Source organism: Paraburkholderia sp. RL17-347-BIC-D (genome assembly GCF_046027915.1).
Taxonomy (GTDB): Bacteria; Pseudomonadota; Gammaproteobacteria; order Burkholderiales; family Burkholderiaceae; genus Paraburkholderia.
Map to the genome: position 1 here is coordinate 1 of NZ_JARESS010000019.1, position 16,630 is coordinate 16,630.

The 16,630-nt window shown below is 63.0% G+C and carries 13 protein-coding genes; 1 reads left to right on the forward strand and 12 read right to left on the reverse strand.

Going from position 1 to position 16,630, the window contains the following annotated elements; all coding sequences use genetic code 11:
• Positions 1-42: 42 nt before the first annotated feature.
• The 3 genes from P0D96_RS24205 to P0D96_RS24215 are packed head-to-tail and all read right to left on the reverse strand — an operon-like array spanning position 43 to position 2,868.
• Complete coding sequence (locus tag P0D96_RS24205; protein ID WP_408315688.1) at positions 43-744, reverse strand: response regulator transcription factor; 702 nt, start codon at positions 742-744, stop codon at positions 43-45.
• A 35-nt stretch (positions 745-779) separates the two neighbouring features.
• Entirely contained in the window at positions 780-2,177 is a 1,398-nt protein-coding gene (locus tag P0D96_RS24210) for a HAMP domain-containing sensor histidine kinase (protein WP_408315691.1), read from the reverse strand.
• A gap of 13 nt (positions 2,178-2,190) precedes the next feature.
• The gene (locus P0D96_RS24215) at positions 2,191-2,868 is read right to left on the reverse strand and encodes a response regulator transcription factor (RefSeq protein WP_310812328.1); all 678 of its coding nucleotides are present in this window, start codon (positions 2,866-2,868) and stop codon (positions 2,191-2,193) included.
• 365 nt (positions 2,869-3,233) lie between these two features.
• On the opposite strand from P0D96_RS24215, the gene P0D96_RS24220 reads away from it, so the two are divergent.
• Positions 3,234-3,587, forward strand: coding sequence for a DUF4148 domain-containing protein (locus tag P0D96_RS24220; protein WP_408280142.1), 354 nt, complete (start codon positions 3,234-3,236; stop codon positions 3,585-3,587).
• Between the two features lie 22 nt (positions 3,588-3,609).
• Here the strand turns inward: P0D96_RS24220 and P0D96_RS24225 are convergent, their stop codons facing one another.
• Genes P0D96_RS24225 through P0D96_RS24265 form a run of 9 tightly spaced genes read right to left on the reverse strand, consistent with a single transcriptional unit; the run spans position 3,610 to position 16,442 of the window.
• Positions 3,610-6,816, reverse strand: a complete 3,207-nt coding sequence (locus tag P0D96_RS24225; protein ID WP_408315693.1) for a multidrug efflux RND transporter permease subunit — start codon at positions 6,814-6,816, stop codon at positions 3,610-3,612.
• Positions 6,817-6,829: 13 nt separating this feature from the next.
• The gene (locus P0D96_RS24230) at positions 6,830-7,378 is read right to left on the reverse strand and encodes a GNAT family N-acetyltransferase (RefSeq protein ID WP_132375133.1); all 549 of its coding nucleotides are present in this window, start codon (positions 7,376-7,378) and stop codon (positions 6,830-6,832) included.
• A gap of 4 nt (positions 7,379-7,382) precedes the next feature.
• On the reverse strand, positions 7,383-7,964 hold the full coding sequence (locus P0D96_RS24235; protein WP_408280135.1) for a GNAT family N-acetyltransferase: 582 nt from the start codon (positions 7,962-7,964) through the stop codon (positions 7,383-7,385).
• A 4-nt stretch (positions 7,965-7,968) separates the two neighbouring features.
• Positions 7,969-9,330: a TldD/PmbA family protein gene (locus tag P0D96_RS24240; RefSeq protein ID WP_408315921.1), complete on the reverse strand. Its 1,362-nt coding sequence runs from the start codon at positions 9,328-9,330 to the stop codon at positions 7,969-7,971.
• Complete coding sequence (locus tag P0D96_RS24245; protein ID WP_408315696.1) at positions 9,330-10,766, reverse strand: TldD/PmbA family protein; 1,437 nt, start codon at positions 10,764-10,766, stop codon at positions 9,330-9,332. The genes P0D96_RS24240 and P0D96_RS24245 overlap by 1 nt, the downstream gene beginning before the upstream one ends.
• The gene (locus P0D96_RS24250) at positions 10,759-12,426 is read right to left on the reverse strand and encodes an ABC transporter ATP-binding protein (protein ID WP_408315698.1); all 1,668 of its coding nucleotides are present in this window, start codon (positions 12,424-12,426) and stop codon (positions 10,759-10,761) included. The genes P0D96_RS24245 and P0D96_RS24250 overlap by 8 nt, the downstream gene beginning before the upstream one ends.
• Entirely contained in the window at positions 12,423-13,538 is a 1,116-nt protein-coding gene (locus P0D96_RS24255; RefSeq protein WP_132375138.1) for an ABC transporter permease, read from the reverse strand. The genes P0D96_RS24250 and P0D96_RS24255 overlap by 4 nt, the downstream gene beginning before the upstream one ends.
• A complete protein-coding gene (locus P0D96_RS24260) occupies positions 13,492-14,544 on the reverse strand; it encodes a microcin C ABC transporter permease YejB (protein WP_091795321.1) in 1,053 nt (350 codons plus the stop codon). The genes P0D96_RS24255 and P0D96_RS24260 overlap by 47 nt, the downstream gene beginning before the upstream one ends.
• A gap of 8 nt (positions 14,545-14,552) precedes the next feature.
• Complete coding sequence (locus tag P0D96_RS24265; RefSeq protein ID WP_408183156.1) at positions 14,553-16,442, reverse strand: extracellular solute-binding protein; 1,890 nt, start codon at positions 16,440-16,442, stop codon at positions 14,553-14,555.
• Positions 16,443-16,630 lie beyond the last annotated feature (188 nt).

Sequence of the window (16,630 nt, forward strand, 5' to 3'; positions counted from 1 at the left end):
ACTAATAGACCACCACGAAAAGAAGAAACCCCAAACAGAAAACTAAAAACCAACCGAAACCTGATACCCAAACCGACTAACCGTCTCAATCCGAACCTCAGGCAAATCACCCAAAAGTTTCCTCCTCAACCGAGAAACAACCAGATTGACACTAGAAGGATCGACATCTTCCTTCTCCGGCCAGGCATACCGAATAAGCTGATCCCGCGCCACAGGCGCATTAACCTGCTTGATCAGACACTCGAGCAAAAGAAACTCTCTACGAGTGACCCCGACCCTCCGTCCACCAAAAACAAGCTCCCGAGTCGCGGTATCCAGAGAGGGCTCATCAACCGCGGAAAAAACAGAAGAACCCGAGCCCCCAACAGCTCCTCGCCCCATTCCGATGCGCTGCAAAGCCTGCATCCGCTCATGCATTTCAATAAACGAATAAGGCTGACAGAAGCAAGCATCCGCGCCGGCGCGCAAAACTTTGGTGCGATCCTGCGCCGTAGCCGCGCCCAGTACAGCTACAATCGCCGCCCCACTCCCAGCCGAAGCAAACTTGACAACAAACTCCAGCAAGGCAGAATAAAACCCCACCTCCAACACCATCAAAACGATCGCATCAAACGGTTCCTGAGCCGCGAGAAAGACCCCATCCCGCAGATCATCAGCTCGCTGCAAACTATGTGCGCTCTCCTGAAGCGCCTTGAAAAGCCACGCAGCTTCCGGATGAGAAGGCCCCACGAAGAGAACGCGCATTCACGCCCCCGCAAGAACAAGAAAGGAAACCAGGCTCATGCAAGCGTCCTCGACCAGCATTCAATCGAAATCCGAGTGCCCGGCTGCGCATTACCGATTTTCATCGTGAAGTCATGCACCCGCATCACCGCGGAGACAATACTCAAACCCAGCCCTGACCCGGCCAGATGCCGCGTACTCTTACCGCGATAGAATCGCTGCAAAACCGCATCACGCTCATCGGCAGCAATACCGGGCCCGTTATCGACAATATCCACCTGCGGCCCAGCAGCCGTCTGACGCAACTCCATCCGCACCACGCCGCCTTCAGGCGTGAACTTGATAGCGTTATCCACCAGATTGCTCAACGCTTCAAAGAGCAACGCACGATCGCCATAGATCGCATCCACAGGCTGTGCATGAACAGAAAGCTGAATCGAACGGCTCTCAGCGAGCGGTTCGTACAGTTCGCCGACCTCTTCGATCAGCGTCTCCAACTGCATCTCACCGAAGCCGCCGCGCCGCTGCAACGTACCAATCTCGGAGATCCGCAGCATCGCGCGGAACCGATCGAGCAGCGCATCCGTTTCCGTGCGCGCGCGCTCCACCAGATTCGCCAACTCGGCGTCGTCGAGCGTCCCGGTCCGCTCCGCCGCGTGCGCAAGCACCGTCCGCACATGCGCAAGCGGTGTACGCAAATCATGCGCGATGCCATCGCAAGCGCCCTTCACTTCGTTCATCAGACGCTCGACTTCGGCGAGCATATGATTCACGAGATGCGCGAGCATATCCACTTCGTCGCGTCCGCCGATAGGCAAACGCTGCGCGAGATCGCCCTGCGCGATGCGCTGCGTGACGCGCCGGATCGCTCTCAGACGGCGCATCTGCCGCACGCTCAGTGCGAGACCACCGGCCACACCGGCGAGCAGACAGAAAACACCTCCGCCCACCAGCGCATTGATGATGGTCTCGCGAATCCGCAGAATGTGCGTGAGGTCACGCGCGACCACGAGCGTCGAGCCGTCCTTGCGACGCTCGGCCATGGCGCGCACCACCGGTGCCTGATCGTTACGCCCGAGCGCGAGCGTCAGATCGAGCGTCTTGCCGGTGCGATTGGTGGGCAGCGCGCCCGGATAGGCGAGCACGTCGCCGGCCAGCAGCCGGCCGTCGGCGGCGAACAGGCCGTAGTAATTCGTGTGCATGCGCTCATGCTCGATGCGCCGGTGGATCGCGTCCGCGAGACCCGAATCGGGCAGCGAATCGAAGTAGATCAGTTGCCAGTCCATCACCACATCGGTCTCACGCTCCATGTCGCCGGTCACGGCCCAGCCGATGAAGCCCAGCAGCAGCATCACGGAAAAAGAAAAGATGACCGCGTAGACGGAGAGCAGGCGAAAGGTGGTGGAATGCCAGCGCCGCCCGAGCGCAGATTGAGCGGGGAAGGTTGTGTCCATCAAAATGTGTCGCTCATGCGAGGATATAACCCGAGCCCCGCACGGTCTGAATCATCGGCGTCACGCCGGGCGGGTCGATTTTCTTGCGCAGGCGTCCCATGTGCACGTCGATCAGATTGGTGCCCGGATCGAAGTGATAGCCCCACACGGCCTCGAACAGCATGGTGCGCGTGATGGTCTGCCCCGCGTGGCGCATCATGAATTCGAGCACGCGGTACTCGGTGGGCAGTAGAACGATTTCCTCGCCGTCGCGCTGCACCTTGCGTGAAATCAGATCGAGTTCGAGCGGGCCAACGCGCAAGTGCGTTTCGAGTTGCGCGGCCGGCGTCTGACTGCGGCGCAGCAGCACTTCGAGGCGCGCGGTCATCTCTTCGGGGTCGAACGGCTTGGTCAGATAATCGTCGCCGCCGGCGCGCAGGCCGCGCACCCGCTCATCCACGTCGCCGAGCGCGCTCAACATCAGCACCGGCGTCTGAATGCCGATGCTGCGCATGGTGGTGAGTATCGTCAGGCCGTCCATGCCGGGCAGCATGCGGTCGAGCGTGATCACGTCGTAGTCTTCGCTGATCGCGCGCGCCATGCCGTCGCGGCCGTTGGCCACCCAATCCACGGTGAAGCCGCGGCTTTTCAGTTCACCGACAATTTCATTCGCGGTAATTTCATCATCTTCGATCGTCAGTACTCGCGACATGATCATTGCATGCGCCACAGCCCGCTCTACCGATGCAAGCGGCGGGCGCGACCGGTTATCAGTAGAAGGACATGATGCCATATTCGGCTTGCGCGTTCAGAGCACGGGCGTGCGGTTCGACGAATGTCGGCGCTTTGCCTCGGTGCCTGCATGCAGGCTACGCGGGGGCTGATAGCGGATAGATGTCCGCTTCATGAAGAAAAATTTAAGTTCGCCGCAAAGTCATGAAAACCCGGCAAATCACGCCAGGATAAAACAAGTTTAATGTTGCCGACGCCGCTCCGGCAGGCGCACTCCACTAGCCTGATGTCAACCCGCAGCCCTCAACGCGGGACGATTCGAACCCTCTCGTGGATGACATGAACATGAAGCTTGCAACGAAAACCCTGCTCAGCGCCCTTCTTCTGATTGGCAGCGCATCGGCCATGGCCGCACCGCATCTCACGCCGCAGCAATGCAACGATTATCCGTTCACACCGTTGAAAGGCGAAGTGACGCACAAGCAGTTGATGCGCGAACTCGGCGAACTCGAAGCGGTCGGCTATCAACCGACCGCCGATGACGACGACTACCCGCGCGATCTGCAACACGCGGAGAATAAGCTGCAGGCCGAGTATCGCGCGGACTGCATGCCGGCCGCGCCGCGCGTGTCGGCAAGCAATGCCCAGATGCCGACTAGCGCGGCGCCCGTGCAAGCCGCGAATCAGCCGGCCGGTTGAGCACGGCACCGGTGGAGCACGGTCAGGCCGTCGGCGATTCGTCGAATGATCCGCGCTCGAGCGCAACACGGCGCGCCCGCCGCTCCGCACGCTTGCGATGCAGTTCCGCAAGCCGCCGCCGTCCATGCGTGAGCGATGCGACCGCATGGAACGCGACCGGCGCGAACACCAGCCCGAACAGCGTGGCGGCCAGCACGCCGCCAAACACGCCGGTGCCAATCGAGCGGCGGCTTTCGGCGCCCGCGCCGCTCGACACCACGAGCGGGACGACGCCGAGCAGGAACGCCGCCGAGGTCATTACGATCGGCCGAAAGCGTGCGCCCGCGGCTTCGGTCACGGCGCGCGTCAATGGCAGGCCACGCTGGTACAGATCGCGGGCGAACTGCACGATCAGAATCGCGTTCTTCGCCGCGAGGCCGATCACCGTGATCATGCCGACCTTGAAGTACACGTCGTTGGGCATGCCGCGCAACAGCACCGCGGCGACCGCGCCGATCACGCCGAGCGGCACGACCATCAGCACGGCAAGCGGAATCGTCCAGCTTTCGTAGAGCGCGGCCAGCGCCATGAACACCGCCAGCAACGAGAGGCCGATCAACAGCGGCGTGAGTTTCGCGGCCGCGGTTTCCTCGCGTGCCGCATCGACCCAGTCATAGCGCACGCCGACCGGCAACGAAGCGGCAAGCCGCTCCATCTCCGCCATCGCCGCGCCGGAACTGTAGCCGGGCGCAGCGTGGCCGCTCACGTCGAGCGACGGATAACCGTTGTAGCGCGTCAGCATCACCGGGCCGATCGACCACTGACGCGTTGCGATGGCCGAAAGCGGCACCATGCCGCCCGTCGCGTTGGGCACGGCGAGCGCGAGCAGATCGTCTTCGGTCATGCGCGTGGCGGCGTCGGCGGCGATCATCACGCGGCGCATGCGGCCGCCGGCCGGGAAATCGTCGATATAGGTCGAGCCGAAGGTGCTGCCCAGCACGTCGGCGATGCGATCGAACGACACGCCGAGCGCATACGCCTTCGCGCGGTCGACGATGAGCTCGACGCGCGGCGCGTCAGGCAGATCTTCCGAGTGCACCGAGGCCAGCACCGGACTCGCCTTGGCCTGCGCGAACAGTTGCTCGCGCGCGGCCTTCAGCGCATCGAGCCCCACGCCGCCGCGATCTTCGAGGCGGAACACGAAACCGTCGGAATGTCCGAGTCCCGGCACCGAAGGCGGCAATTGCGCCTCGACGCTGCCGTCCAGAATCTTGTCGAACTTTGCGTTGAGCCGGTCGCGCAGGGCCAGTGCATCGATATCGCGCTTGCCCCAATCCTTGAGTTCGACGAACCCCATCGCCACGTTCTGACCGCTGCCCGAAAAGCTCCAGCCGATCACACTCGTAACGTTCGCGATGGCGGGCTCGGCATGCAGAATCTCTTCCATGCGTTGCACCACGGCCAACGTGCGTGCCTGGGTGGCGCCCGCGGGCAATTGCACCATCACCTGCAACTGGCCTTCGTCCTCGCTCGGTAGAAAACCGCCGGGCATTTGCCAGTAGAGCACACCGCACGCACCAACCAGCACCGCGTAGACGGCCAGCATCGGGCCGATGCGGCGCAGCGTGCGCGCGGTCAGCCCGCGATACCCACGCGCGGCGCGGTCGAAACCGGAGGTGAAGTGGCTTGCCGCACGTGCCGCGAAACCCAGCAGTCCACGGCGCGCATCGCGTTGACGCACCGATTGGGTGTGCGCCTTCAGCAGATTCGCGCACAACGCGGGCGTCAACGACAAGGCCATGAACGACGACACCAGCATCGACGCGATCATCGCCACCGCGAATTGCCGGTAAATCCCGCCGACGCCGCCGGGAAAGAACGCCATTGGCACGAACACCGCCGTCAACACCGCGGTCACGCCGACGATCGCCCCGCCGATCTGTGACATGGCCTTGCGCGTGGCCTCGCGTGGCGGCAGGCCCTCGTCTTCCATCACGCGGTGCACGCTCTCCACCACCACGATCGCGTCGTCGACGAGAATGCCGATGGCAAGCACGAGACCGAACATGGTGAATACGTTGATCGACAGACCGCACGCATACATGGCGAGAAACGCGCCCATCAGCGTGACCGGAATCACCACGGTCGGCACCAGCGTATAGCGCAGATCGCGCAGGAACAGCCACATCACGAAGAACACCAGCACCACCGCTTCCGCGAGCGTGACGAGCACCTCGTGAATCGCGATCTGCACGAAGTGCGCGTTGTCAAACGGGATTTCGATGGCGACGCCCGAAGGCAATCCTTTCGCCAACTCGGCAAGCCGCGCGCGAATCGCGTTCGACGTTTCCAGCGCGTTGCCGCGCGGCCCGAGTTGAATCCCGACCGTCGCTGCAGCCTTGCCGTTCAGGCGCGAATAGTACGAATAGTTGTCACGCCCGAGTTCGACTCGCGCGACGTCACGCAGACGTACAGCCGAACCGTCCGCCCGCGCCTTCAGCACGATCTGGCCGAATTCCGCCGGCGAGATCAACTGGCCCTTCACGCTCACTGAGGCCGTCAGCTGCTGGCCCGGCACGAACGGCGCGTCGCCGAGCGTGCCGGCGGTCACAGTCGCGTTCTGTGCGGCAATCGCGGCGTTCACTTCGGCGGCGCCGAGGCCGTATTCGCGCAGCTTCATCGGATCGAGCCAGATACGCAGCGCTTCGTCGGCGTCCCAGAGTTGGGCCGAGCCCACGCCCGGCGCGCGCTTCAGCTCACGCAACACGTAGCGGCTCAGATAGTCGCTCAATTGCACGGAGTCGCGCGTGCCGTCGGTGGAACTCAGCGCGACCAGCATCAGGAACGTGTTGGCCGCCTTGAACACGCTGATGCCCTGCTGCACCACCTGCTGCGGCAAACGCGGCTCGACCTGCTTGAGCCGGTTCTGGATGTCGACCAGCGCGAGATCCGGATTGGTGCCGGGCGCGAAGGTCGCGTCGATTTCGAGCTCGCCCAGGTTGTCGCTGGTCGTTTGGTAGTACAGCATATTGTCGGCGCCATCGAGACTCTCCTCGATGATGCTGCCGACGCTCTCGTCCACGACTTCAGTCGACGCCCCCGGATACATGGCGGATATCACGATGCGCGGCGGCGCAAGGCGCGGATACTGCGCCACCGGCAGTTGCGGAATAGCCAGCGCGCCCGCCACGACAATGGCGAGCGCGACGATCCATGCGAAGACCGGGCGGTCGATGAAGAAAAATGGCACTCAAAGAATCCGTTCAGATGGTCTGGAGGCGCGGTGCATCGACGAGACGGGCCATATGCAGCACGTCGGCCAACACGCCGTCACGCAGGGCAAAACCGCGCGAGCGGCCTTCTTCGACAAAGCCGAACTTGCGATACAGCGCAATGGCCGGCGTATTGTCGGAAAACACCGTGAGGTCGATGCGGCGCAAACCGAGCGACGCATCCGCGCAATCGATCAAGCCTTGCAAAAGCGCGGCGCCGACACCGCGGCCACGATACGCGTCGTGCACGGCCAGGCCCAAATGCGCGCAGTGCGCGCGGCTCGACCGATGGACCTCGAGGCCGGCATGGCCGACCATGCGTTCGTCGATAATCGCGCACACGTTCACGCCGCCTTTGAGGCGCCGCTCGTACCAGGCCGCGAGTTGCTCAGGACTGCGATAGCCGACCGACAGCGTGCCGCGCCGCACACCGGGCAAGCTCATGATCTCGGCGAACGCATCCATGTCCGACGATTCGAGAGCGCGCACCATAATACATTTGTAATGTGCAGCGTCGTCCGGCAACCTTGTTTGTTTCATGGTCTTATTCCGCTGCGAGATGGGCGGCCGATGGCGGCGACATCCAGGGCGCCGGCTCGCGCAGCCGCGCCATGAAGAAACAATCGATCAGCACGCCGCGGCGCAATACCGCGCCGCGCTGATGCGCTTCGATCTCGAAGCCGAACTTGCGATATAGCGCGAGTGCTGCGTGGTTATCGGTGTAGACATGCAACTCGACGCGCCGCAGACCGAGCCAGTTGTCGGCGAGATTGAGCAGTTCGGCCATCAAGGCATGACCGATGCCGCGCCGCTGCCATGCGTCGTGCACGCCGATGCCAAGCGATGCCGCATGCGCACGGCGCCCCTTGAAAGGCCTGAGGCTCGCCGAACCGACCAGCGTGTCGCCGACCGTCGCCGCGATCGCGATTTCGGGCGCCTCGAGTTTTTCCAGGTACTCGCGGGTGCTCGCAATGGTCCGAAACGGCAGCTGCGGATTGCCGTTCATCGCCGCGGGCAACTGGAGCAGCGCGTGAAACTGTTCTGTGTCGGCCACGCGCAATGCGCGCAGCGTCAGGCCCTCGGGCAAGCTCTCAGGGTTTGATTTTGTTTTTATTTGTCGATCCATGGGCTCATAACGTCAATTCGAATGACCTCACCAGAATGCCAGGCAGTTGCATGCCGCCCGTGGCGCGCTCGCCCCATGTCGAGTCGCTCAATAGCAGTTCGGCTTGCGCGCCGAGTTGTTCGAGTTCGCTGCCGAGCAAACGGTACAGGCTGTCGTCGAAACGCATGGCTTCGAACGGTGCGACGATTTCTCCGTTCTCGACCCAGAACGTCGCGAAGCGCGTCATGCCGGTGAGGCGGCAATTCATGCGGTCCGAGAAGTTCACGTACCACAGGTTGCCGATGTAGAGCCCGGTGCCGATCTTGGCGAGCACGTCTTCTTCCAGCAGATCGCCCGCTTGCATCGACAGCGCGGCCGGCGACTCGCTGGCCAGCGCACCGTTGGGCGTCAAGCCGTACTCGCGCGCGCTGCGTGCGTTGGTCAGGCGTTCGGCACTGCGGCCGGCCTCGATCAGCGGGACGCTGTCACGCAGGTAGCCGTCGTCGTTGAAGCCTGGCGTGATGCCGAGGCTCAGATCTTCGCTGATGCTTACGCGCGGGTCGACTACGATTTCTCCCACATGCAGCTTGTACAACTCGCTGCGCGAGCTCGCCTGGGCGCGCGCGGAAAAGCCACTCCATGCGGTGACGCCGAGCAATTCCGCGAGCGCGGCGGGTGCCAGATAGGAACGGTAGCGTCCCGGCGCCAACGTGCGCGGCGTGCGCGCCAGAACGGCAAGACGCGTCGCGGCCTGTTCGACTTTGCGAGCGAACACGGCATCGCTCCAGTCGTCGCCGGCGTAGCTGGTTTTGATCGCGCGGCCGCTCGGGTCGTACAGCGACCAGCTGAAATTGAAGTTATCCACTTCGTACCAGCCGCGGCTGCCCTTCGTCGATGCGAAGCCGCGCACAATGGTGCCGCCCGCATAGAAGCCCACGAAGTCGAGCCCTTGCGCACATTCCGCGACGATGCGCGCGAGGCCGTCGGAATTCGCCAGCTTGCCGGAGCGCTGCGTGGTGCGCTGCCATTTCGAGGTGTCGAACAGCAGATGCGGATCGTCCGCCGCATCGCGCAGACCTTCGCGCAAGGTGGCGAGGGCCGCGCTCACTTCGTCGAGATCCTGTTGCAGATCGCCGCATACGGTCAGCGTGGAATAGGCCTGACGTGCGCCGTCGATCAGGCGCAAGGTCAGCTTGCCTTGCGACACGCTGCCGGTCTGCCGCACCTTGCCCGAATTGAAGCGAATGAAGTCGGACTGCTCGCCGGCAAATGAACTGAGGGTGGTTTCGCCGCCTTGTTGCAGGCGCTCGATCGCATCGGCGAGCAAAGTGAAATGCCGCTCCCAATCCACCGACGTAGCCGCGCGCGAAGAGATGAACTGGCTCATCATGCGCCTCCGAACACGTCGACGTCGCTGAACACGCAGGCCGGCGACGCATGGCCGACGCGGATGATCTGCGCCGGTTCGCCCTTGCCGCACATAGATGTGCCATACACTTCACGCGTGGCCGCATTGCCCACCGCACTCAGGCTGCGCCAGAAATTCGCCGAAATACCGCGGTAATTCGGCTGTTTGACGACCTGCGTGAGCTTGCCGTTCTCGATCAGCTGGCCGAACTCGCAGCCGAACTGGAATTTGTTGCGATGGTCGTCGATCGACCAGGACGTGTTGGTGCGCATCAGAATGCCGTGTTCGATGTTGCCGATCAGCTCCTCCAGCGAACTCTCGCCCGGCTCGATATTCAGATTCGCCATGCGGTCGATCGGCGGCCGGTTCCAGTTCGACGCGCGCGAGTTCGCCACACCCGCCATGCGTGCGCGCTGTTGCGACAGCGCGCCGCCAAGCGGACGTTCCAGCACGCCGTTGCGAATCAGATATTGCTTGTGCGCTTCAGTGCCGTCGTCGTCGAATGCGTAGGCTGCCGCTTCTTCGCGCAGCTCCGGATCGAAGGTGACATTCAACAGTTCCGAACCGTAGCGATACGAACCGAACATGTCCTGCTTGACGAAACTCCAGCCCGCGAAGTTGCGCTCGTCGCCGAGAATGCGGTCCAGTTCGAGCGGATGGCCGATCGACTCGTGAATCTGCAGCATCATCTGGTCGGGCATCAGCAACAGATCGCGCTTGCCCGACGGGCAATTCGGCGCGGCCAGCAATTGCAGCGCTTCATTGGCGACGCGCGCGCCCGATCCTTCGAAGCCGAAGCGCGTCAGCACTTCCATGCCGCCCTGTCCGAGCGTGCCGTAGTTGCCGCCCAGCGTGCGTACTTGCGTATCGCCGTTCGCATGCGCGGCGACGCTCAATTGCGGCATCACGAAGCGGAACTGCTGGTCGATCCGCACGCCGTCGCCGGTCATGTAGAGTTGATCGGCGTGCGTGATCTGCACCGCCGCCACACGTTCGACAATCTTTGCATCGAGGTTCGCGCCCGCGCATTCCGCGCCGAGAAGCTCGAGCCATTCGGTGCGGCTCGGCAACGCGCGTTGCGCATTCGGCGACACGTACTGCCCGCTCGCAATCGGACGTGCAACTTCGCGATGGTCGATCAGCGAAAAAGCCGCGCTCGCTTCAGCGCGCGCGGTCGCCATATCGAGCGCCGCCTGCAAACCCGCTGCCGACAGATTCGCGGTCGCGGCATAACCCGCGCCGGCGCCCACCCACGCGATCAGCATCGCACCGCGATCGCGCACCGTGCGCAGCGGCTGCGCGATGTCATTGCGGATCTCGTGGTCGTCGACCTGTTCGTCGACAATGCGCAGCGACCAGAACGCCGCGCGGCTCTTCAGCGTTTGGGCGGCTTGCGCCCAACGTTCGTCAATCATTGGCGTGTCCCGTATGAGTCGCGGCGGCGCCCGGCTCCGGCACGTTGAGCGACGAAGCCAGCAGCGACTGGGTATAAGGATGCGACGGCGCATGCAACACATCGAGTGTGTCGCCCGCTTCGACGATGCGTCCCGACTTCATCACGATCACGCGATGCGCCATGGCTCGCATCACCGCCAGATCGTGCGTAATGAACAAATAGCTTAGCTTGTACTTTTTCTGCAGATTTGTCAGCAGATTCAGCACCTGTTTCTGGATCGAGACATCGAGCGCGCTGGTCGGCTCGTCGAGCACGATCAATTCCGGCTGGACTGCCAGCGCGCGCGCAATCGCAATGCGTTGACGCTGCCCGCCGGAGAATTCGTGCGGATAACGCAGCATCGCGTCGGCGGGCATGCCGACTTCTTCAAGCAGGCTGCCGACGCGCGCGCGCCGTGCCTTCGCATCCACTTCCGGCCGATGCACGGCCAGGCCCTCGCCGATGATCTGCTCCACCGTCATGCGTGGCGACAGCGAACCGAACGGGTCCTGAAACACGACTTGCATGCGCGAATACAGCGCGCGGCGCGAGCTCGCCGTCTTGAGCGTGGAAAGCGGCAAGCCGTCGATATGGATATGACCGGCGGCCGGCTGCTGCAGGCCGAGCACGGTGGCGGCCAGCGTCGATTTACCCGAACCCGATTCACCGACGATGCCGAGTGTTTCGCCGCGCCGCACGCTCAGATCGACGTCCTGCACCGCGCGAAACGTGGAGCGCCCGAACATGGACCGCCAGCCTTTCGCCGACGTGCGGTAATCGACGGCCAGGCCTTGTACTTCCAGCAGCCGACGCGCGCCCTCCTCGACCGGCTCCACCGCGCGTTGCGGATCGCTGTCGAGCAGCCGCCGCGTGTACGGATGCTGCGGGCTCGTGAACAGCGCCTCGGTCGTATTGGTTTCGACCAGCACGCCCTTTTCCATCACCGCGACGCGCTGCGCAAAACGCTTCACCAGATTCAGGTCGTGCGTGATCAGCAGCACGGCCATGCCGCGTTCGGCCGCTTCCTGTTCCTGCAATGAAATCAACAGGTCGACGATTTGCTGGCGAACGGTGACGTCGAGCGCGGTGGTCGGTTCGTCCGCGAGCAGCAAACGCGGACGGCAGGCGAGCGCCATGGCGATCATCGCGCGCTGCCGCTGGCCGCCGGACAACTGATGCGGAAAGCTGTCGATGCGCCGTTCCGGTTCGGGAATGCCGGTGCGCCTGAGCAACTCGATGCCGCGCTCGCGCGCCGCATTCGGCCGCAAACCTTCGTGCAGACGCAGACTCTCGGCGATCTGTTTGCCGATCGTGAAGAGCGGATTGAGCGCCGTCATCGGTTCCTGGAACACCATCGCGACGTCCGCGCCGCGCAGGCCACGCATCTGTTGCTCGGTTTTCTGCAGCAGGTCTTCACCATCGAGCAGCATGCGGCCGCTCAATTCGGCATGCTCGACGAGCCGCAGAATGGATAACGCGGTCACGCTCTTGCCCGAACCCGATTCGCCGACCAGTGCAACGCGCTCGCCGCGTGCAATGGAAAGACTGAGTTCGTGCACGGCGACCTTGTCGCCGAAACGCACGGAGAAACGGTCGATTTCCAGCAACGGCCGGCCGATCGGCGCCTGAGTGTTGGTCATCGCGGACCTCCGCCGAAAGCCGAACCGCGCGAGCGCGTGTCGAGTGCATTGCGCAATGCGTCGCCCATGAAGGTCAATAACAGAAGCGTAATCACCAGCGCGGCAAACGCCGACATCGAGATCCACCATGCGTCGAGATTGTTCTTGCCTTCCTGCAGCAGTTCGCCGAGGCTCGGCGTGGGCGGCGGCACGCCGAGGCCGAGAAAGTCGAGGCTGGTCAGCGAGAGAATCGCGGCGCTCATGCGAAACGGCAGGAAGGTGATCACCGGCGTGAGGCTGTTCGGCAATACATGGCGCCACATGATCTGCCAGTTTGACAGACCCATCGTGCGCGCCGCCTTGACGTAATCGAGCGAACGGTTGCGCAGAAACTCGGCGCGTACGTAGTCCGACAGCACCAGCCAGCCGAACATCGATAGCAGGATGAAGAGCAGCCACAAGGTGGGCTCGAAGATCGACGCGAAGATGATCAGCAGGTACAGGTCGGGCATCGAACTCCAGATTTCGATCAGGCGCTGGCCGATCAGATCGGTGCGTCCGCCGTAAAAGCCCTGCACCGCGCCGGTCAGCACGCCGACCACGACACCGGACACCGTGAGCGCCAGCGCCATCAGCACCGACAGGCGGAAACCGTACAGCAGCCGCGCCAGCACGTCGCGCCCGAATTGATCCGTGCCGAGCCAGTTACTCGTGGTAGGTGGCGCCGGATACGGATGCGCGGCGAAGTAATCGATCGTGTCGTAGTGGAAATGATTCGGCGGATAGACCGCGAAGTTGCCGTTCGATTCGAGCCGCGAACGGATATACGGATCGAGGTAATTCGCGCGCGCCGGAAAGTCGCCACCGAACAGCGTCTCCGGATAGTCCTTCACGATGGGAAAGTAGTAGTGCCCGTCGTAACGCACGAGCAACGGACGATCGTTGGACAACACCTCGCCAAGCAGGCTGATGACGAACAGCGAGACGAAGATCACGAGGCTCCAGTAGCCCAGACGCTGCTGCCTGAAGCGCAGCCACGTACGCCGCCACGGAGAAGGCGACGCCGCGTGCGCCGCGCCGGCCGCGTCAGCGGTCCAGGCGGTTGAATTGGATGCGGGGGTCGACGAGGACATAGCAGACGTCAGCAATGAGTTTGGTTACGAGGGCAATCAGCGTGAACAGAAACAGCGAACCGAGCACGACCGGATAGTCACGGCGAATCACCGAGTCGTACGACAGTTGGCCCATGCCGTCGAGTGAGAACAGCGTTTCGATCAGCAGATTGCCGTTCAGAAACGCGCCGACGAACGCCGCCGGCAAACCGGTGAGCAGCGGAATCGCGGCATTGCGCAGCACGTGTTTCCACAGTACGTCGCGCTCCGGCGCGCCCTTGGCGCGCGCGGTCAGCACATACTGCCGGCCGATTTCCTCGAGGAACGTGTTCTTGGTCAGAATCGTGACGATCGCGAAGTTGCCCACCACCGATGCCGTGACCGGCAGCACGATGTGCCACAGATAGTCGAGCACCTTGCCGAACGCGCTGAGGTCGTTGAAGTTATCCGAGGTAAGGCCGCGCATCGGAAACACCTGCCAGAACGTGCCGCCGCCGAACAACATCAGCAGCAACACACCGAGCACGAAACCGGGAATCGCATAGCCGGCCAGTACCAGCACGCTCGTGACAGTATCGAAACGCGAGCCGTTGCGCACCGCTTTCGCGATTCCCAACGGCACCGATATCAGATACGTGAGCAGCACCGTCCATAAGCCGAGCGTGATCGACACCGGCAGCTTCGATTTGATGACGTCCCACACGCTGTCGTGCTGATAGTAGGATTGGCCGAGGTCGAACGTCGCGTAGCGTTTGAGCATCAGCAGATAGCGTTCGAGCGGCGGCTTGTCGAAACCGAACTGCTTCTTGATCTGCTCGATCTGCTGCGGATCGACGCCCTGACTGCCGTGATAACCGCCGCCGCCCGCCCCCGCCTCTCCGCCACGGCCAGCGCCGTGGCGGAGTTGCGTCATCACCTGTTCGACCGGCCCACCCGGCACGAACTGCGTGACGACAAACGTCAACGTGACCACGCCGAGCAGGGTCGGCACCATCAACAACAATCGTCTGAGAATGTAGGCAAGCATGCTGTGCCTCAGTGGGCCGTAGCGGCCGTGGCCGCGGTGGAAGATGCGGTCTGGGCGGCCGGCGTTTTCGTGTACCAGTAGTCGATCACCCAGTCTTCGTATTGATACGACATCGGCACCTTGTCCGGATGACCGAGCGTCGACTTGTAGCCGATCCGCGCGCCCGGCGCGTAATACTCCGGCACGAGGTAGAACGAGTAGATCAGCACGCGATCCAGGGCGCGGGTCGCCGCTTCCAGGTCGTCCAGATTGTCGGCGGAAAGCGCTGAGTGAATGAGCGAGTCGACCGCCTTGGAGCGGATGCCCGGATAGTTTTCCGAGCCGACTTCCGAGGCCGCCGCGCTGCCGAAGCGGCGCGTCAACTCCGCGCCGGGAATCGTCACCGGCGGGTAGATGAACGTGGTCATGTCGTACTCGAAGTTGTCGAGCCGCTTCTGGTACAACGCGCTGTCGATCTCGCGCATATGCGCCTGAATGCCGAGCATGCCGAGCGCCTGCATATACGGCAGGATCAGGCGGTCCATGCCCGGCTGATCGTCCATGATCTCGATCGTCATCGGCGTGCCGTTGGCGTCGCGCAATGCGCCGTCGCGATAGTGCCAGCCCGCTTGCGCCAGCAGATCGCGCGCCACGCGCAAGTTGCCGCGCAAGGAATCCGGCGTGATCGTCGTGGGTTGCTTCAGCATGGGACCGAACACTTCCGGCGGCACGCTGGCTCTCAATGGTTCAAGCAAGGCCAGTTCCTTCGGGCCGGGCATGCCGGTCGCACCGAACGGACTCGCGGCGAAATAGCTGCTGGTGCGCCGGTATTGACCGTAGAACATCAGGCGATTCATCCAGTCGTAGTCGAATGCCATCGTCAGTGCGTGGCGCACGCGCGGGTCCTGAAACATCGGCTTGCGCAGGTTCATCAGCATGCCCTGCATCTGCGCGGGGCCGTCGGCGAATTCCCCTCTTTTCAGCAGTCCATTGTCGAAGTTCTTGCCGACGTATTTACGCGCCCATTGCGTTGCGCTGTATTCGACAATCGCGTCGGCGTCGCCGGCCTTAAACGCTTCCAGTTGCGTGTAATGGTCGCGATAGAGTTTGAAGGTGATGCTCGCGAAGCGGAACATGCCGCGCCGCGACGGTAAATTCGCGGCCCAGTAATCGGGGTTGCGGCGATAGGTGATCTGCTTGTCGTTCTTGCGCGACTCGATCAGATACGGACCGCTCGCGACCGGCGGCTCGTTCGCGATCTGGTCGAACGGCAGACGTGTGCCGTCCGCGCGCATGCCCCACTTCGGCGAGAAGATCGGCAAATCGCCCGCGATCAGCGGCGCGTCGCGCTCCGCGTGCCTGAAAACGAAGCGGATCGTGTTTTTATCGACCACGGTCGCGCTTTTGATGACTGAGAACTGCGCATTGAAGAGCGGCGATGCCTTCGGGCTCGTCAATGTGTCGAACGAGTATTTGACGTCGGCCGCGGTGATCGGATCGCCGTTCGAAAAGCGCGCGGCGGGATTGATGTGGAAGGTGGCCGAAGCGAGGTCCGGCGCGACTTCGACATCGTCGGCGATCAGCGGATACTCGGAAGCCAGTTCGTCCCAACTGCGCTGCATCAGCGTATCGAACATCAGATGCAGGATGTCCGGCGCGGGCGCACCGCGTACGAGAAACGGATTCAGCGAATCGTAGCTCTGCAGTTCGTCGAAGTTCTGGAAGCTGAGCTTGCCGTCGCCCGGCGCCGTGGGATCCGCATAGTCGAAGTGCGTGAAGCCGGCGGGATATTTGGGCTCGTCGTATTGCGCAATCGAGGGCCGCGCCTGCGCGCAGACCGCGCTCAATGCCAGACACGCACCGGCGCACAGGGCGATTCGCCCGGAGGTGCGCGGCCAGAGAAACTTCACAAGTCTCATCTTCGGAATGCGTAAGGACGCGCGCCGGCTTCAGGCCGGCGCGCGGTAAATCGAATCGGCGTGAGTGACGGCCCGACGCCGTCGCTCCCGTAGCTTTCCCCGCTGGCGCAGCGCTGCTGATGACTGGCCGCCGTCGCTCGCTGTGAGCTTGAACGGGCAGTGTGCACGGGGAACTCCAAAGCACGTCT